General features: G+C 74.7%; 13 protein-coding genes. 2 read left to right on the plus strand and 11 right to left on the minus strand.

What is annotated here, in order from left to right:
- Positions 1 to 20: 20 nt before the first annotated feature.
- The 6 genes from ilvC to ilvD form a co-directional block, all read right to left on the minus strand.
- The gene (ilvC, locus tag AC0IVP_RS02465) at positions 21 to 1,046 is read right to left on the minus strand and encodes a ketol-acid reductoisomerase (protein WP_056288282.1); all 1,026 of its coding nucleotides are present in this window, start codon (positions 1,044 to 1,046) and stop codon (positions 21 to 23) included.
- Between the two features lie 89 nt (positions 1,047 to 1,135).
- A complete protein-coding gene (ilvN, locus tag AC0IVP_RS02470; RefSeq protein WP_471754300.1) occupies positions 1,136 to 1,648 on the minus strand; it encodes an acetolactate synthase small subunit in 513 nt (170 codons plus the stop codon).
- Positions 1,649 to 1,733: 85 nt separating this feature from the next.
- Positions 1,734 to 3,635 (minus strand): acetolactate synthase large subunit, encoded by a 1,902-nt coding sequence (locus tag AC0IVP_RS02475; protein ID WP_471754302.1) that lies wholly within the window; start codon positions 3,633 to 3,635, stop codon positions 1,734 to 1,736.
- 218 nt (positions 3,636 to 3,853) lie between these two features.
- Positions 3,854 to 6,511, minus strand: a complete 2,658-nt coding sequence (locus AC0IVP_RS02480) for a putative bifunctional diguanylate cyclase/phosphodiesterase (protein ID WP_471754304.1) — start codon at positions 6,509 to 6,511, stop codon at positions 3,854 to 3,856.
- A gap of 2 nt (positions 6,512 to 6,513) precedes the next feature.
- Positions 6,514 to 9,147 (minus strand): putative bifunctional diguanylate cyclase/phosphodiesterase, encoded by a 2,634-nt coding sequence (locus tag AC0IVP_RS02485; RefSeq protein WP_471754306.1) that lies wholly within the window; start codon positions 9,145 to 9,147, stop codon positions 6,514 to 6,516.
- Positions 9,148 to 9,274: 127 nt separating this feature from the next.
- Positions 9,275 to 10,996: a dihydroxy-acid dehydratase gene (ilvD, locus tag AC0IVP_RS02490; RefSeq protein WP_235564280.1), complete on the minus strand. Its 1,722-nt coding sequence runs from the start codon at positions 10,994 to 10,996 to the stop codon at positions 9,275 to 9,277.
- 80 nt (positions 10,997 to 11,076) lie between these two features.
- Here ilvD and AC0IVP_RS02495 point away from each other — a divergent pair, with 80 nt between their 5' ends.
- Positions 11,077 to 11,442, plus strand: a complete 366-nt coding sequence (locus tag AC0IVP_RS02495) for a PH domain-containing protein (protein ID WP_471754308.1) — start codon at positions 11,077 to 11,079, stop codon at positions 11,440 to 11,442.
- A 66-nt stretch (positions 11,443 to 11,508) separates the two neighbouring features.
- On the opposite strand, the gene AC0IVP_RS02500 is transcribed toward AC0IVP_RS02495, so the two are convergent.
- Positions 11,509 to 12,459, minus strand: a complete 951-nt coding sequence (locus tag AC0IVP_RS02500; RefSeq protein ID WP_471754310.1) for a 2-hydroxyacid dehydrogenase — start codon at positions 12,457 to 12,459, stop codon at positions 11,509 to 11,511.
- A gap of 69 nt (positions 12,460 to 12,528) precedes the next feature.
- Here AC0IVP_RS02500 and AC0IVP_RS02505 point away from each other — a divergent pair, with 69 nt between their 5' ends.
- Entirely contained in the window at positions 12,529 to 13,692 is a 1,164-nt protein-coding gene (locus tag AC0IVP_RS02505; protein ID WP_056288303.1) for a PQQ-dependent sugar dehydrogenase, read from the plus strand.
- A gap of 56 nt (positions 13,693 to 13,748) precedes the next feature.
- Here AC0IVP_RS02505 and gatB read toward each other — a convergent pair whose 3' ends face one another.
- From gatB to gatC, 4 genes are read right to left on the minus strand one after another with little or no spacing between them, the layout of a single operon-like run.
- Entirely contained in the window at positions 13,749 to 15,248 is a 1,500-nt protein-coding gene (gatB, locus tag AC0IVP_RS02510; RefSeq protein ID WP_056288306.1) for an Asp-tRNA(Asn)/Glu-tRNA(Gln) amidotransferase subunit GatB, read from the minus strand.
- The gene (locus tag AC0IVP_RS02515) at positions 15,245 to 15,436 is read right to left on the minus strand and encodes a hypothetical protein (protein WP_056288308.1); all 192 of its coding nucleotides are present in this window, start codon (positions 15,434 to 15,436) and stop codon (positions 15,245 to 15,247) included. The genes gatB and AC0IVP_RS02515 overlap by 4 nt, the downstream gene beginning before the upstream one ends.
- Positions 15,433 to 16,947 (minus strand): Asp-tRNA(Asn)/Glu-tRNA(Gln) amidotransferase subunit GatA, encoded by a 1,515-nt coding sequence (gene gatA, locus AC0IVP_RS02520; RefSeq protein WP_056288311.1) that lies wholly within the window; start codon positions 16,945 to 16,947, stop codon positions 15,433 to 15,435. Before gatA ends, AC0IVP_RS02515 begins: the two co-directional genes overlap by 4 nt.
- Entirely contained in the window at positions 16,944 to 17,258 is a 315-nt protein-coding gene (gene gatC, locus AC0IVP_RS02525; RefSeq protein WP_056288314.1) for an Asp-tRNA(Asn)/Glu-tRNA(Gln) amidotransferase subunit GatC, read from the minus strand. Before gatC ends, gatA begins: the two co-directional genes overlap by 4 nt.
- Positions 17,259 to 17,313 lie beyond the last annotated feature (55 nt).

The following is a 17,313-nucleotide window of genomic DNA, read 5'->3' on the forward strand; positions in this document are numbered from 1 at the left end:
CCGTCGTCGTCGGGCGGGGGTCAGCGCTGGGCGCTGCCGGTGTAGTCGTCGGACGCCGAGACCCAGGACATCAGGCCGCGCAGCTGGCGGCCGGTCTCCTCGATCGGGTGCGCCTCGGCGGCGGCCCGCTTGGCCGTGAAGTCCGGGGCGCCGGCGTCCTGGTCGGCGATGAACGCCGCGGCCCAGGTGCCGTCCTGGATGTCCTTGAGGACCTGGCCCATCGTCTCCTTGACGCGCGCGTCCACCACCCGGGGGCCGGAGGTGTAGTCGCCGTACTCGGCGGTGTCCGAGACCGACCAGCGCTGCTTGGCGATGCCGCCCTCGTACATCAGGTCGACGATCAGCTTGAGCTCGTGCAGGCACTCGAAGTAGGCGATCTCGGGCTGGTAGCCGGCCTCGGTGAGGGTCTCGAACCCGGCCTGCACCAGGGCGGACATGCCACCGCAGAGCACGGCCTGCTCGCCGAACAGGTCGGTCTCGGTCTCCTCGGCGAAGGTCGTCTTGATGACGCCGGCGCGGGCGCCGCCGATGGCCTTGGCGTAGGACAGCGCCAGGGCCTGGGCCGAGCCGGAGGCGTCCTGGTCGACGGCGATGAGGCAGGGCACGCCCTTGCCGTCGACGAACTCGCGGCGCACCAGGTGACCGGGGCCCTTGGGGGCGACCATGGCGACGTCGACGCCGGCCGGGGGCTTGATGTAGCCGAAGCGGATGTTGAAGCCGTGGCCGAAGAACAGCGCGTCGCCGTCCTGCAGGTTGGGCTCGATCGACTCGGCGTAGAGCTTCCGCTGCACGTGGTCGGGCGCCAGGACCATGATCAGGTCGGCCTCGGCGGCCGCCTCAGCGGGGGTCACGACGCGCAGGCCCTCGGCCTCGGCCTTGGCGCGGGACTTCGAGCCCTCGGGCAGGCCGACGCGGACGTCCACGCCGGAGTCGCGCAGCGACAGCGAGTGGGCGTGGCCCTGGCTGCCGTAGCCGATGACGGCGACGGTGCGCCCCTGGATGATCGACAGGTCGGCGTCGTCGTCGTAGAAGATCTCGGCGGCCATGCGGTGGGGCTCCTTCGGTAGGTGAGCGGGTGGAACGGCCCCCTCGCGGGGGCCTCGTGAGGGGCTGCGTGCGGGGCTGGGGTCTTCGGCTACGCGGAGCGCAAGGTACCGGCGCCGGACATGGACCGCGGACCGCGGCCCAGGGCGACGGTGCCCGACTGCGCCATCTCCTTGATCCCCATCGGGGCGAGGACGGCGAGCAGGGCCTGGAGCTTCTCGGGGGTGCCGGTGGCCTCGAGGGTCACGGTGTCGGTGTTGACGTCGATCACCCGGGCCCGGAAGAGCTCGGCGGTCTGCAGCACGGTGACCCGGTCGGCCAGCGGCGCCCGGACCTTGACCAGCAGCAGCTCGCGCTGGACCGAGGCACCGTCGAGCTCGACGATCTTGATGACCTCGATCAGCTTGTTCAGCTGCTTGGTGATCTGCTCCAGCGGCTGGGCCTCGACGTCGACGACGATCGTCATCCGGGACAGGTCGGGGTTCTCGGTCGGCCCGACGGCGAGGGACTCGATGTTGAACCCGCGGCGGCTGAACAGCGCCGAGACGCGGGCCAGCACACCGGACTTGTTCTCGACCAGGACGGAGAGGGTGTGGCGGGGCATGGGGTGGACCTCGTTCCTTCGTGCAGTGCCGGCCCCCTCTCAGGGGCCCGCGGCGAGCCTGCGAGTCGTGGGGGGAGAGAGGGTCCTACACCTGGTCGGCGCCGAAGACCGGACGGAGGTCCCGGGCGGCGAGGATGTCGTCGTTGCTGGCGCCGGCGGCGACCATCGGCCAGACCTGGGCGTCGGAGCCGACGATGAAGTCGATGACCACGGGGCGGTCGTTGATCGCCATGGCCTTCTCGATCGTGGCGTCGACGTCCTCGGCGGTCTCGCAGCGCAGGCCCACGCAACCCAGCGCCTCGGCCAGGGCGACGAAGTCCGGGATGCGCACCGAGCGCGGCGCGGTGGTGTCCCCGCCGCCCGAGCCGCGGTGCTGCAGCTTGGTGTTGGAGTAGCGGCCCTCGTAGAAGAGGGTCTGCCACTGCCGCACCATGCCCAGGTTGCCGTTGTTGATCACGGCGACCTTGACCGGGATGCCCTCGATCGCGCAGGTGGCCAGCTCCTGGTTGGTCATCTGGAAGCAGCCGTCGCCGTCGATCGCCCACACGGTGGCCTCGGGGCGACCGGCCTTGGCGCCCATGGCCGCGGGGACGGCGTAGCCCATGGTGCCCAGGCCGCCGCTGTTGAGCCAGGTGCCCGGCTTCTCGTACTTCACGAACTGGGCGGCCCACATCTGGTGCTGGCCGACGCCGGCGCAGTAGACGGCGTCGGGACCGGCGATCGCACCGAGGCGCTCGATGACGTACTGCGGGCTCAGCGCGCCGTCCTCGGGCAGGTCGTAGCCCAGCGGGTACGTCTCGCGCCAGCGGTCCAGCTGGACCCACCACTCGGCGAGGTCGGGGCGGCCCTGCTCGGCCTGCAGCGCGGTCAGCGCGGCGATCAGCTCGGTGATCGTCTCCTTCGCGTCGCCCACGATCGGCACGTCGGCCTTGCGGTTCTTGCCGATCTCGGCCGGGTCGATGTCGGCGTGCACGACGGTCGCGCCGGGGGCGAAGCTGGACAGCTGCCCGGTGACCCGGTCGTCGAAGCGGGCGCCCAGGGCGATGAGCACGTCGGCCTTCTGCAGCGCGGTCACCGCGGTGACCGTGCCGTGCATGCCGGGCATGCCCAGGTGCTGGGGGTGGCTGTCGGGGAACGCCCCGCGGGCCATCAGCGTGGTGACGACGGGGGCACCGGTCAGCTCGGCCAGCTGCGCCAGGACCTCGCTGGCGCCGGCCTTGAGCACGCCACCGCCGACGTAGAGCACCGGCCGGGAGGCCGCCTGGACGACCGAGGCGGCCTCGCGGACCTGCTTGCCGTGCGGGCGGGTGGTCGGCTTGTAGCCGGGCAGGTCGATCCGCGGCGGCCAGGAGAAGTCGGTGGTGGCCTGCAGGACGTCCTTGGGGACGTCGACCAGGACCGGGCCGGGCCGGCCGGTGGAGGCCAGGTGGAAGGCCTCGGCGATCCGCTGCGGGATCTCGGCGGCATCGCTGACCAGGAAGTTGTGCTTGGTGATCGGCATCGTGATGCCGCGGATGTCGGCCTCCTGGAAGGCGTCGGTCCCGATGAACCCGCTGGCGACCTGGCCGGTGATGGCGACCATCGGCACGGAGTCCATGTAGGCGTCGGCCAGCGGCGTCACCAGGTTGGTGGCGCCGGGGCCCGAGGTGGCGATGCAGACGCCGACCCGGCCGGTGGCCTGGGCGTACCCGGTGGCGGCGTGCCCGGCACCCTGCTCGTGGCGGACCAGCACGTGCCGGACGCTGGAGTCGAAGAGCGGGTCGTACAGCGGCAGGATCGCCCCGCCGGGGAGACCGAAGACCAGGTCGACGCCGACGGCCTCGAGCGAGCGGACCAGGCTCTGCGCCCCGGTGATCCCGGTGGCGGGCTGGTGCGCGGCCTCGGCGAGGGAGCGGTCGGTGGACTCCACACCGGCGACGGACTCGGCGGCGATGTGGGTGGGGGCGTCCTCACCAGCAGCGGCGGTGGCGGTGGCGGTGGTGCTCATCTGGTCGATCTCCCTGGGCGAGGGGGTGGGCGTGCGGCGCGGTGTGGTGTCCGTGGGGGTCCCTGGCGGTCCCCGGTCATGAAAAAACCCCTCGTGCCACGGGCACGGAGGGGCGAGCGCGTCGGTCGGTGGACCGGCGCGCTAGTCGATGAGTACGAGGAGGGTGGGGATCCCGGAACGCAGCACGACGACACTGTGCGCCTCGTACGGCACCGCCGTCAACCAGCCCGTCCCACTCCGTGGGACGGGACCGTCCGCACCGTGGGACGGTCGAGGACCGTCGGGTCGAAGGCGTCGATGACGCCGGGCAGGTCGGCGGCCTCCGTGGGGCGGGCCAGCAGGAAGCCCTGCACGAAACGGCAGCCCAGGTCGACCAGCGCGGCCAGCTCCCCCGGGGTCTCCACGCCCTCGGCCACGACGTCGATGGACAGCCGCCGGCCCAGCTCGATGACGCTCTGCACCACGGCTGCGCCGCGCTCGTCGGTCTCGATCCCGGCCAGGAACTCCCGGTCCATCTTCAGCACGTCCACCGGCAGCCGGGCCAGGTAGGCGAAGGAGGAGTAGCCCCGGCCGAAGTCGTCCAGGGAGACGACGCAACCCAGGTCGTGCAGGGTCTGCAGGTCGCTGCCCAGCCGGTCCTGCTCGCTCATCAGCACCGACTCGGTCACCTCCAGCATCAGCCGGTGCGCCGGCAGACCGGAGGCGGCGAGCGCGGCGGCCACGTCGGGCACCAGGCAGCCGGCCTGCAGGTGACGCACGCTGATGTTCACGCCCAGCTGCAGGTCCCGGCCCGCCGCCAGCCAGCCGGCCACCTCGGTGCAGGCCCGGCCCAGCACCCAACGCTGCAGCGGGACGATCAGGCCGTCGTCCTCGGCGAGTGGGACGAACTCGTCGGGTCCGACCTCACCGAGGTCGGGGTGGTCCCAGCGGACCAGTGCCTCCAGCCCCAGCACCCGTCGCTCCGCCAGGCCCACGACGGGCTGGTAGACCACCCGCAGCTGGTCCCCGGCCAGCGCCGCGGGCAGGTCGTGGGCCAGCCGGGTCCGCCGCGTGGTGGCCGCGTCGGCGGCGTCGCCGTGGCTGCGCACCCGGCCCTTGCCGGCCGCCTTGGCCGCCCGCAGGGCCAGGTCGGCCTGGCGCAGCGTGGTGGCGACGTCGTCCTGCGGGCGCAGCTCGGTGACCCCGATGCTGCCGGCGACGGCGAAGACCGGGCCGTCGTGCGCGCCGTCGGGCCCGGTCGCCTGGTGGTCGCGGTCCAGCCCGGCCACGACCCGACGGGCCAGCGCCGCGGCGTCCTCGAGCCCGGACCGCACCAGGACGGCGAACTCGTCGCCGCCCAGCCTGGCCACCAGGTCCGGCTCCCGGACCAGCTCGCGGAGCCGGTCGGCGACCTCGACCAGCAGCAGGTCGCCGGCCTCGTGGCCGGCGACGTCGTTGACGGCCTTGAAGCCGTCCAGGTCCAGCAGCAGCAGGCTGGCGACCTCGCCGTCCCCGGTGCGGGCCCGGGCGGCGGTGAGCGCGGCGGTCAGCCGGGCGCGGTTGGGCAGCCCGGTCAGGTAGTCGGTGAAGGCCATCCGCTCGAGCTCGCGCTCGGCGTCCCGGCGGGCGGTGACGTCGCGCAGGTGCAGCACCCTGCCCTGCCCGCCACCGGGCGTGGCCACCGCGGCACGGACGGCGGCGGCGTCGGCCGGGTGCACCACGTCGGTCAGCCGGCGGCCGGCCAGTTCGCGCGGGGTCCAGCCCAGCCGCGGGCGGACGCTCTCGGAGACCCAGCCCATCCGGCCGGCGTCGTCGAGGACGACGGTGACGTCGTCGGTGTCCAGGACCAGGGAGCGGAACCAGGACTCGGTGCGGGCCAGGCGCCGGGTCAGCCGGGCGCCGTCCACGGCCCAGAGCAGGCTGCGCGCCAGGGTCAGGACGAGCAGGAGCGAGGCGGCCACCGCCTCCAGCCCCGAGACCGGCCGCCCGACGGCGACCCCGCAGACCAGCAGGACGCCGACCCCGGAGGCGGCGCAGTAGCTGAACACGACGCCGGCCAGCGGCAGCTGGGTCTGCACCGAGGCCTCGGGGGTGCCGCTGTCGGCGGCCGCGGCGAGCAGCCCGGCGGCCAGCATCACCGACCAGGCCACCACCGTGACCAGGTCCAGCACCCGCAGCCCCAGGGCGACCGCGATCGCCCCGCTCACCGCGACGACGCCGAGCGCGAGCCAGGCGGTCATCAGCCAGGCGGCCGCGGCCCGGCGGCGCGCGGGCGCGGTGGCGAAGGTGAGCAGGCCGACGGCACACAGCAACGCCCCGACGGCCGGGTAGCCGACCGAGACGAGGGTGTCGACGTCGGCCACCGACCCGGCCAGCGCGTCGTGGACGACGACCTCGCCCAGCACCGCCACGGCCACCAGCACGACGGCAGCGTCCAGCCACACGCGGGAGTCCGCGGACCGGGGTCCACCGCCCTCGACCAGGCGGGCGCAGGCCAGCAGCGCGCAGGGGACGGCCAGCAGCAGCGGCAGGTCCTGCACCCCGGCGGAGGTGGTGTTCACCCCGACGCCCCGGACGGCGCTGAGGGTCTGACCCAGCGAGATGAGCGCGCAGGCGGCCGCGAACGCCGTCCAGGGGCGGCCGTCGGCGCCCCGGGCGCGGGCGCCGCGGACGAGGACGACGGCGGTCGCGCCGCTGAGGACGGCCAGCACGGCCGGACCGGTGCGCAGTCCGGTGCCGGCGCCCAGCAGGGCGTCCAGCCCGGACAGCAGCAGGGCGCCGGCGATGACGGTCAGCAGGCCGCGGGTCTCCCGGACGGTGCGTGCGGCCGGGTGCGCCCCGGGCCGGGAGCCGCCGTCGCGGCGGTCGCGCAGCGGGAGCGGGACCTCGGTGAGCACGGTCAGACCCGGCCGACCAGCCCGGGCCACAGCATCCCCGCCGTGCCGTCGACGAGGGCGACGAAGCGGGGCAGGGACAGCGGGCGGGACAGCAGGAAGCCCTGCGCGAAGCCGCAGCCCATGCTGCGCAGCACGGCCAGCTGGCTGGGCGTCTCCACGCCCTCGGCGACGACGTCGATGCCCAGGGCGCCACCGATGCCGATGACCGACTCGCACAGCGCGCGGGTCTGGGCGTCCTTGTCGATGCGGGCCAGGAAGGTGCGGTCCAGCTTGATGATGTCGACGGGCAGCCGGGTCAGGTGGGCCAGCGAGGAGTAGCCGGAGCCGAAGTCGTCCAGGGCGACGTGCACGCCCATCAGGCGCAGCGCCGCGAAGTCCGTCTCCACGTGCGGGCCGTCGGCGAGCACGGTGGACTCGGTGATCTCGATGACCAGCCGCTCGGGCTGCAGGCCGCTGGCCTTGAGCGCGTGCGAGACGTCGCCGACCAGCGTCCCGCTGGCCACGTGGACGGCCGAGACGTTGATGCCCAGCCGCAGCGGCTCCCCGTGCACCGGCAGCGCCGCGGCAGCCGTGGTCGCCTCGACCAGGACCCAGCGCTGCAGGTCCCCGATCAGCCCGGCGCGCTCGGCGATCGGGATGAACTCCTCGGGCTCGAGCTCCCCGAAGGACGGGTGCCGCCAGCGCAGCAGGGCCTCCACGCCGGTGACCCGCTGGTCCGACAGCGACACGATCGGCTGCCAGGCCAACGCCAGCTCACCGCGGGCGCGGGCCCCGACGAGGTCCCCGCGCAGGCGCTCCCGACGGTCCCGGGCAGCCCCCAGCGCAGGCTCGTAACGGCGCACGGTGCCCGGCCCGGCGGCGCGGGCGGCGAGCACGGCCAGCTCGGCGCGGTCGGTGACCACGCCCGCGGACAGCCCGGCGACGAGCGGGACCAGACCGACCGCCGCGGTCAGGTCGACCAGGCCGAGCTCGGTGGTGATCGGCTGCTCCACCACCGACAGGCAGCGGGCGGCGACCAGGTCGGGCTCGCCGTCGACACCGTGGGCCAGCACGGCGAAGAGCTCCGGGCCGACCCGGGCGACCTGGTCGTCGCCACGGACGGTGGCCCGCAGGCGTCGACCGACCTCGATGAGGGAGACGTCGACGACGTCACGGCCCACGTTCTCGCGGGCCTCGTTGAGGCCCTCGACCTCGAAGAGCAGCAGCGCGACGGCCGGGGTCTCCCCCGCCTCCGCGAGCTCGTCACCGAGCACGCGCAGGTGCGCGGCCCGGTTGGGCAGGCCGGTGACCGGGTCGGTGAAGGCCAGCGAGCGCAGCTCGTCCTCGGTGTCGGACCGCACGGTGACGTCGCGGCAGTGCAGCACCAGCGCGCGGACGTCGAGGTCGCGCCGCAGGTCGGTGACACCGGCCTCGAGCACCCGCCAGGTGCCGTCGGCGGCGGGCAGCCGGAAGCTGCGCAGACCGGAGAGCGTGCCCTCCTCGACGGCGGGTGCCTCCAGCCAGGCGCGGACGGCGTCGGCGTCCTGGGGGTGCACCGACTCGGTGACCGGCACGCCGACGAGCGGCCGGCCGGCCTCGAGCGCGGGGCCCTCGAGTGCCGGCGCGGCCCAGGTGACCACCAGGTCGGGGCCCAGCACCAGCACCGGGTCGCTGCTGGAGCGCACCAGCGACCGGAACCACGCCTCGCTGCGCTCCAGCCGGACGCCGACCCGCACCTCGTCACGGGCGGAGACGCCACGGTGCACGGCGGTGAGCAGCAGGCCCAGGGCCACCGCGACCAGGGCGGCCGGGGTGGGGGTGCCCACGAGCAGGGCGGAGCCCAGCAGCAGCACGGCGGCGACGGTCATCACCAGGTGCGGCAGCAGGTGACCGGCCAGGGTGAGGCCGGCGGTGAGCCGGTCCCCGCGGCCGTCGGTGCCGGTGCTGCCGGGGTCGCCGACCCCGGCCAGCGCCAGCAGCACCAGCCCGACGACGAAGACGGCGCGGGTGAGGAGACCGGGCACGCCGAAGGGGGTGGTGGACCCCAGGGCGGCGAGCGCGTCGGCCACCGTGACGCCGGTGAGCCCGGCGAGGGTGACGGCGCCGGTGGTGCGCCGCGCACCCCAGGTGGCGGTCAGCAGGGTGAGACCGGCCCCCAGCAGGACCGTGGCGGCCAGGCAGCTGGCCTCCAGGGCGACCCGGGAGGCGAGGGACAGCCCCGCGTCGCGGACCAGCGGCCCGACGACCAGCACCTGGGCGAGCACGAAGGAGGAGGTGCAGAACAGGGCGCTCTCGGTCAGCAGCCGGGCTCCGCCGGCCCGCAGGCGGGACCAGCCCAGCAGGCTGAGCACGCCGACGGCGGCGATGAGGTGGGCCGGGACCGAGGCCGCGGTCCGGGCCGGGTCGACGGGTGCGTCGGCACCGCCGAGCACGTCGGCGACGGCACTGACGGTGACGCCCAGCAGCAGACCACCGGCCACCAGCGTCCACCCGCGGCGGGAGGCGCAGGTACGCCGTCCCGAGACGAGCAGGACGCCGGCGACGGCGAGGGAGACGAGTCCGACGAACACGTCGGCAGCCACCCGCCGCTCCCCGGTCGGCAGCGCCAGCACGCCGGTCAGCAGCACGAGGCACACCAGCCCGAGGGCCGGTGTCACGCGCCGGGTCTGTTCCACACGCTCAGTGTCGGCAGGTCGACGGAGCGTGAACAGCCGTGGCTCGCCGGGAGTCACCCGTTCGGGCGGTCCCGGCGAGCACGCGGTGTGCTCGTGTGCTGGGCGGTGACTACCCGCAGATGGCGCCCTGGGCGGCGGAACCGACCAGCTTGGCGTACTTGGCGAGGACGCCGCGGGTGTAGCGGGGCGCCGGCGGGGCCCAGCCCTCCCGACGGGCGGCCAGCTCCTCGGCGTCCACGTGCAGGTCCAGGGTGCGGGCGGCGAGGTCCAGCACGATCCGGTCGCCGTCGCGCACGAACGCGATCGGGCCGCCGTCGGTGGCCTCGGGGGCGATGTGGCCCACGCACAGGCCCGTCGTCCCCCCGGAGAACCGGCCGTCGGTCAGCAGCAGGACGTCCTTGCCCAGCCCGGCGCCCTTGATGGCACCGGTGACGGCGAGCATCTCGCGCATGCCGGGGCCACCGCGCGGGCCCTCGTAGCGGATGACGACGACGTCGCCGGGCTTGAGCGTGCCCTCGGTGACGGCGAGCATCGCGCCGGCCTCGCCGTCGAAGACCCGGGCGGTGCCGTCGAAGACCTCGGCGTCGAAACCGGCGCTCTTGACGACCGCGCCGTCGGGCGACAGCGAGCCACGCAGCACGGTGAGGCCACCGGTCTTGTGGATCGGGTTGTCCATCGCGTGGATGATCGCGCCGTCGGGGTCCGGCGGGGCGATGTGCGCGAGGTTCTCCGCCATCGTCGCGCCGGTGACCGTCAGGCAGTCCCCGTGCAGCAGACCGGCGTCCAGCAGCGCCTTCATGACGACCGGCACGCCGCCGATGCGGTCGATGTCGCTCATCACGAACCGGCCGAAGGGCTTCACGTCGGCCAGGTGCGGGGTGCGGTCCCCGATCCGGTTGAAGTCGTCGAGGGTGAGGTCGACGTCGGCCTCGTGCGCGATGGCCAGCAGGTGCAGCACGGCGTTGGTGGAACCACCCAGGGCCATGACGACGGTGATGGCGTTCTCGAACGCCTCCTTGGTCATGATGTCCCGCGCGGTGATGCCCCGGCGGAGCAGCTCGACGACGGCCTTGCCCGACTCCACGGCGTAGCCGTCGCGGCGGCGGTCCGGGGCCGGCGGGGCAGCGCTGCCGGGCAGGCTCATGCCCAGCGCCTCGGCGGCGCTGGCCATCGTGTTGGCGGTGTACATGCCACCGCAGGCGCCCTCACCGGGACAGGTGGCCTTCTCGATCGCGGTGAGCTCCTCGCGGGTGATCTTCCCGGCGGCGCAGGCCCCGACGCCCTCGAAGACGTCGATGATCGTGAGGTCGCGGTCCCCGAGCTTGCCCGGCAAGGTCGCCCCGGCGTAGAGGAACACCGCGGCCAGGTCCAGCCGCGCGGCGGCCATGAGCATCCCGGGCAGCGACTTGTCGCAGCCGGCCAGCAGCACCGAGCCGTCCAGGCGCTCGGCGAACACGACGGTCTCGACGGAGTCGGCGATGACCTCGCGGGACACCAGCGAGGCGCGCATGCCCTCGTGACCCATCGAGATGCCGTCGGAGACCGAGATCGTGCCGAACTCCAGCGGGAAGCCACCGCCCTCGTGCACCCCGGTCTTCACGGCCTTGGCCAGCCGGTCCAGGCTCAGGTTGCACGGGGTGATCTCGTTCCAGGACGAGGCCACACCCACCTGGGGCTTGGCGAAGTCGTCGTCCCCCATGCCGACGGCGCGCAGCATGGCGCGGGCCGGGGCCTTGGCGTCGCCGTCGGTCACCTCGTGGGAACGGGGCTTGATCGAGCGGGTCGTGCCCGGGGTGGAGGTGCTGGTGCGCGGTTCGTCCACGGTCGTCACGACGCAGGATGCTATGCCCGTCCGGCGACGCCCCGGTCGGCGCGGCACCTCCCGGGCGTCGTCTGGGAGCATCGGGAGCCGTGGACACAGCTCGTGTGCGGATGAACCGGACGGCCCTGGTGCCCGTCGTGGTCCTGCTGGTCTGCGTGCTGCCGGTGGCCGCCGCCGCGTGGTGGGGCCTGCCGGTGCTGCTGGTCCCGGCCGCCGCGGCCGCCTGGGTTCTGCGCGTGGGCGTCGACGTCGGCCCGGCCGGGATCACCCCCCGCACCCTCTTCGCCGGCGACACCGTCCCGTGGGACGACGTCGCCGGCATCCGGGTCGGCGAGGACCAGGACCTCTGGGTGGTGCGCGCCTCGGGCACCGAGGTCCGGATCCCGGTGCTGCGGGCCCGCGACCTGCCCCGCCTGGCCGCCGTCTCCGACGGCCGGATCCCCGACCCGACCTGAGTCCCCCCGGCGCGGCTGCAGGGCCCCGCGGCGCGCGCAGCGTGTCGCGGGGGCAGCCGGGTCCTCTCAGTACTGGTCGACCACGTTGACCAGCGGCTGACCGGCCAGCACCCGGTCCAGCTGGTCGCGGACGGCGGCGGTGGCCCGCTCGGTGGTCTGCGGCACGGCGCCGGCGACGTGCGGGGTGAGCAGCAGCCCCGGCGCCTGCCACAGCGGGTGGCCCTCGGGCAGCGGCTCGGGCTCGGTGACGTCGAGGGCGGCCCGCAGCCGGCCGCTGGTGAGCTCGGCGAGCAGCGCGTCGGTGTCGACGACGACGCCGCGCGCGGCGTTGACCAGCAGGGCGCCGTCGGGCATGGCGGCCAGGAACGCGGCGTCGACGAGCCCGGTGGTCTCCGGGGTGACCGGGACGATGACGAACACGACGTCGGCGTCGGGCAGCAGCCCGGGCAGCTCGTCGGTGGAGCGCACGCCCTCGCGGGCGGTCCGCGCGACGTAGGTGAGGTCGACGTCGAACCCGGCGAGCATCGCGCCGATGGTCCGGCCGATGTCGCCGGCGCCGAGCACGAGCACCCGGGCGCCGACCATCGAGTGGTGGGTGCCGGGGCTCCAGCGGCCCGCGTCGGCCTCCCGGACGTACTCGGGGATGCCCCGCTGGGCGGCGAGCGCCGCGGTGACCGCCCACTCGGCGGTCGAGGGCGTGTGCGCACCGCGGGCGTTGCACAGGGTCACCCCCTCGGGCAGCCGGCCGACGAACTTCTCGGCCCCGGCGCTCATCAGCTGGACCAGGCGCAGGTGCGGCAGCCCGCCCAGGAAGCCCTCGGGGAGGGAGGTGAGGCCGCCGGGCACCCACACCTGGGCGAGCGCGGCGTCGCCGGTGGGCGCGCCGTCGGCGGGGTCGACCCGGTGCGCGTGGACGCGCGGGGAGAGCGCCTCCAGGGCGTCGGCCAGGGCGCGGGAGGGGACCAGCACGTGCAGGTCCTGGTCGTCGGGGAGGTCGAGGACGAGGCTGTCGGACACGGGTCCCGACGGTAGGGGGCCCTCGCGCGGACGGCGATCCGGGCCCCGCTGCTGCGTACCCTGGGCGGGGTGACCCGGGGGACGAGACGCACGCCGTGGCTGGTGGCCGCGACGGCGTCGGTCCTGCTGGTGGCCGGGTGCGGCGGTGGGTACAGCCCCAGCGGCCCGTTCGAGGCCGTCCCGGAGGGCCCCGGCCCCCAGGTCGGCCCGCCGACGCAGGGCACACCGGCCCCCGCCCCGGGCGACCCCTCCACCCCCGGCACCGACGACCCGGACGCCGGCGACCCGAACGTGGTGGCCACCGACCTCGCCGTCCCCACCGGGCTGGTGCTGCTGCCCGACGGCAGCGCGGTCGTGGGCGAGCGGGAGACCGGCCGGCTGCTGCAGGTGTTCCCGGACCGCTCGGCCCCGCGCGAGTTGATGACCGTGTCGGGCATCGACACCACCGGCGACGGCGGGCTGCTGGGCCTGGCCCTGTCGCCCACGTACGCCGAGGACGGCCTGCTCTACGCCTACCTGTCGACCGCGACCGACAACCGGGTGGTCCGCTTCCCGGTGGGCGGCACGCCCAACCCGGTGGTCACCGGCATCCCGCGCGGCGAGACGCGCAACGGCGGCGGTCTCCTCTTCGGCCTGGACGGCACGCTGTACGTCGGCACCGGGGACACCGGCTCGGCCGGGCTCGCGCAGGACCCGGCGTCGCTGGCCGGCAAGGTGCTGGCCTACGACGTGTTCGGTCAGCCGGTCGGCGCGAGCCCGGTCTTCAGCCAGGGCCTGTCGAACGTGACCTCGCTGTGCCAGGGCGGGGACGGCACGGTGTACGCCACCGACGACTCCCCCGGTGAGACCCCCGACGAGTTCGACGCCCTGGTGACCGGCGGCGACTACGGCGCCCCGGCCGCGCTGCCGGGCAGCCTGCCCGCGGTGCTGAGCGTGCCGGGTGCGGCTGCCGGGCTCGCCGGGTGCGCGGTGTCCGGCGACTTCGTCTACCTGGGCGCCCTCGACGGCCGCCGCGTCGTGCTGGCGACCCTGGGACCGGACGGCGCGCCCACCGAGGAGCCGACGGACTTCCTGGCCGACGAGTACGGCCGGCTGCGCAGCGTGCTCGTCGACGCCGAGGGCGCGCTGTGGGTCACCACGTCGAACACCGACGGGCTGGGCACGCCCGCCGAGGACGACGACAAGGTCCTCCGCGTGCAGCCCCCGGCCTCGGACGCCACCAGCCCGCTCTGAGGGCCCTGCCCGCGCCGGTGCGAGGAGCCCCTCGCACCGGCACGGCAGCGGGACGGTCAGCCGAGCACGCGCTCCTCGAGCATCCGCCGCACGGTGGCCGCATCGGCCTTGCCGCGGGTCTCCTTCATGACCGCACCCACGAGCGCGCCCAGGGCCGCGGTCTTGCCACCGCGGACCTTCTCCACGACGTCGGGAGCACCGGCGATGGCGGCGTCCACGGCCGCACCGAGCTCGTCGGAGTCGCCCATGACGGCCAGGCCGCGGCTGTCCACGACCTGCTGCGGGGAGCCCTCGCCGGCCAGCACACCGTCCAGGACCTGGCGGGCCAGCTGGTCGTTGACCGTGCCGGCGGCCACCAGCGCGGTCAGCTCGGCCACCTGGGCCGGGGTGACGGCGAGGTCGGTGAGCTCGGTGCCGGCGTCCTTGGCGCGCCGGGACAGCTCTCCCAGCCACCACTTGCGGGCATCGGCCGGGTCGGCCCCGGCGGCGACCGTGTCGGTGACCAGACCCAGGGCGCCGGCGTTGACCAGCCAGGCCATCTCGGTGTCGGAGATGCCCCACTCCTCGCGCAGCCGGGCCCGGCGGGCGGCCGGCAGCTCGGGCAGGTCGGCCTGCAGCTGGGCGACCCAGTCGGCGTCGGGGGCCATCGGCACCAGGTCGGGCTCGGGGAAGTACCGGTAGTCGGTGGCCTCCTCCTTGCTGCGCCCGGCCGAGGTGGAGCCGGTGTCCTCGTGGAAGTGCCGGGTCTCCTGCAGGATCCGCACGCCGTCGTCGAGCAGGGCGGCCTGGCGGCGCATCTCGTAGCGCACCGACCGCTCCACCGAGCGCAGCGAGTTGACGTTCTTGGTCTCGGTGCGGGTGCCCCACTCCAGTGACCCGGTCGGGGCCAGGGAGGTGTTCACGTCGCAGCGCAGGTTGCCCTGCTCCATCCGGACCTCGGAGACGCCCAGGGCGAGCAGGATCTCGCGCAGCTCGGCGACGTAGGCGCGGGCGACCTCGGGGGCCTTGGCGCCGACGCCGGGGACCGGCCGGGTGACGATCTCGACCAGCGGGATGCCGGCCCGGTTGAAGTCGACCAGCGAGTGGTCGGCCCCGTGGATGCGACCGGTGGCGCCACCGACGTGCAGGTTCTTGCCGGTGTCCTCCTCCAGGTGCACCCGCTCGATCTCCACCCGGTAGGTCTCGCCGTCGACCTCGACGTCCAGGTGCCCGGCCGTGCACAGCGGCTCGTCGTACTGGCTGGTCTGGAAGCCCTTGGGGATGTCGGGGTAGAAGTAGTTCTTCCGGGCGAAGCGGCACCAGGTGGCGATCCGACAGCCCAGCGCCAGGCCGATGCGGATGGTCGCCTCGATGGCGGCCGCGTTGGCCACCGGCAGCGCGCCGGGCAGGGCCAGGCACACCGGGCAGGTGTGCGTGTTGGGCTCGGCACCGAAGGTGGTGGCGCAGCCGCAGAACATCTTCGAGGCGGTGCCCAGCTCGACGTGGGTCTCCAGGCCGAAGACGGGCTCGTACCGGGCGACGACGTCGTCGAACTCGAGCAGACGGTCGGTGCTCACTGCTTCCCCTGCTTCCTGGCTGCTTCTCGGGTCTCGGCGCGCCCGGTGACCACGGCACCGACGGCGGTCAGGACCCCGAGGACGATGAAGACGGCGAAGACGGGCCGGCCGCTGAGGGCCCAGCCCAGGATGCCGGCGAGGACGACGAACGCGGTCAGTCCCCAGGCGGCCTTGAGGGCGGTGCTCATCGCGCTGCCCCCAGCTGGCTGAGGAACGTGCCGCCCCGGGCGGCGTCCCCGGCTGCCTCCAGCGCGGCGGCGACCCGGTAGCAGCGGTCGTCGGCCAGCGCCGGGGCCATGACCTGCAGGCCCACCGGCAGACCCTCGGACAGCCCGACGGGCACCGAGATCGCCGGGGTGCCGGCCAGGCTGGCCGGCAGGGTGCACAGGTCGGCGGCGTACATCGCCAGCGGGTCGTCGACCCGCTGGCCGATGGGGAACGCCACGATCGGCGACGTCGGGCTCACCAGGACGTCGACCCCCTCGAACGCGGCGACGAAGTCCCGGCTGATCAGGGTGCGGACCTTCTGCGCCTGCCCGTAGTAGGCCTCGTAGTAGCCCGAGGACAGCGCGTAGGTGCCCAGGATGATGCGGCGCTTGACCTCGGGGCCGAAGCCCTGCTCCCGGGTGAGGGCCATGACCTCGTCGAGGTCCCGGCTGCCGTCGTCGCCGACCCGCAGGCCGTAGCGGACGCCGTCGAAGCGGGACAGGTTGGAGGAGGCCTCGCTCGGCGCGATCAGGTAGTAGGCGGCCAGCGCCAGGTCGAAGCTGGGGCAGGAGACCTCGCGGACCTCCGCGCCCAGCGCCCGCAGCTGGTCCACCCCGGCCTCGAACGCGGCGAGGACGCCGGGCTCGTAGCCGTCGGTGTGGCCCTCCCCGCCCAGCTCGCGGACGACGCCGACGGTGACCCCGGACAGGTCACCGGTCGCACCCTGCTGGGCGGCGGCGACGAAGGGGGCGGCCGGGGCGTCGATGCTGGTGGAGTCCCGCGGGTCGTGGCCGCCGATGACCTCGTGCATGAGGGCGGCGTCGGCGACGGTGCGGGCCATCGGGCCGGCCTGGTCCAGGCTGGAGGAGAACGCGATCAGCCCGTACCGGGACACCGAGCCGTAGGTGGGCTTGTGCCCGACCAGGCCGGTGACGGCGGCGGGCTGGCGGATCGAGCCACCGGTGTCGGTGCCGATCGACCACGGCGCCAGGTGCCCGGCGACCGCGGCCGAGGACCCGCCCGAGGAGCCGCCGGGGATCCGGTCGTGGTCCCACGGGTTGCGGGTGGGGCCGTACGCGGAGTTCTCGGTGGAGGACCCCATGGCGAACTCGTCCATGTTGGTCTTGCCCAGCAGCACGGTGCCGGCGGCCTTGAGGCGCGCGGCCACGGTGGCGTCGTAGGGCGGGACCCAGCCCTGGAGGATCTTCGACCCGCTGGTGGTCGGCACCCCGTGGGTGACCACGACGTCCTTGAGCGCGACCGGGACGCCGGCCAGACGGCCCAGCTCCTCCCCGGCGGCGCGGCGGCGGTCGACGTCGCCGGCGGTCGCGAGCGCGGCCTCGCCGTCGACGTGCAGGTAGGAGTTCAGCGCCCCGTCGGTGGCGGCGATGGCGTCCAGGTGGGCCTGGGTGACCTCGACGGCGCTGGCGCTGCCCTCGGCCAGGGCGGCCTGCAGCGCGGTGACGTCGAGGTGGGTGAGGTCGGTGCTCATGCTTCTTCCTGCAGGATGCGCGGGACCCGGAAGCGGTCGTCCTCGGCGGCCGGGGCGCCGGCGAGCGCCTGCTCGCGGGTCAGGCTCGGGGTGACGACGTCGGGCCGGTACACGTTGGTCAGCGGCACGGCGTGCGTGGTCGGCGGGACGTCGGCGGTCGGCGCGTCCTGCACCCGGGCGACGGCGCCGAGCACGACGCCGAGCTGACCGGCGAAGAGGTCCAGCTCCTCGTCGGTGACGGCGAGGCGGGACAGCCGCGCGAGGTGCGCGACGTCGTCTCGGGAGAGGCTGGTGCTGCTGTCCGTGCTCATGCGCTGGCGGGACCCCACTGTCGGTCTGCTCGGTGCTCTGACGGCGGGAGCCGGT

Source organism: Klenkia sp. AC732, from assembly GCF_979256525.1.